Origin of the sequence: Skermanella aerolata KACC 11604, from assembly GCF_000936425.1 — a bacterium.
Lineage (GTDB): Bacteria > Pseudomonadota > Alphaproteobacteria > Azospirillales > Azospirillaceae > Skermanella > Skermanella aerolata.
The window spans coordinates 1-713 of the sequence record NZ_AVFK01000188.1; the positions used below are offsets into that span (position 1 = coordinate 1).

The window sequence follows — 713 nt, forward strand, 5'->3', positions numbered from 1 at the left end:
TGACGCGCAACTTCATGCCGGAAGCCAATGCTATCCCCGAACTGATGCGCGACGCCAGCAACCTGTGGGGAAACGCGGGCTACTACAACTACAACGACATGTATTACGCCAGCAATGTTCTCAACAAATGGGGAGATCGCTGGACCGACGAGATGGAGCGCCGCATGGCGGTCACCAGCAACGCCAAGGCGATGGCCGAGGCGGCGACTTACAATGCCGAGGATCACGTCACCAAGCTGGACCTGCTGCGGGCACGACTTGAGGCGGCGGTCGATGTCACCGAGGTTTCGGCGGTCAATGGGCTGATCGCGCTGGAGCAGCAGAACATGGCCGCCCATCAGATGCAGGTGCAAAACGTCGCCCTGCTTCTGGAAACCGACGAACGGGTTACCCGCCAGCGCGAGGAGCAGATCCAGCGGGAAAGCGCCGACCTGCTGTTCATGGCGACCTCACCGATGGGCGACCTGCGATGATCGGCGGCGCGGCGTCTCTCCTGCTGGCTCTCGGTCTCGGCAGTGCGGCCTTGCCTGTAGCCGATTTCGACATCCCGTACTTTCTCGCCAACCCGCAGGTCCACGAAGAGATGCTGCGCCGCTGTCATAACGACGAACGTCTGGCGATGACGCTCGAATGTGAGAATGCGGAACGCGCCGGTGCCCGCCGCATCGGCCGACCGCTGCCTCGCAACTTTGGGAAGGACTTTGGGAAGATCC

2 protein-coding genes are annotated in these 713 nt (G+C 62.1%); both read left to right on the forward strand.

Annotation, left to right across the window (positions count from 1 at the left end; all coding sequences use genetic code 11):
• Window positions 1-473: type IV secretion system protein (locus N826_RS39140; protein WP_044438065.1), on the forward strand; the 473-nt coding region annotated here is incomplete at its 5' end.
• The coding region (locus tag N826_RS39145; protein ID WP_044438067.1) for a hypothetical protein at window positions 470-713 on the forward strand (244 nt) is incomplete at its 3' end. The genes N826_RS39140 and N826_RS39145, both read left to right, overlap by 4 nt.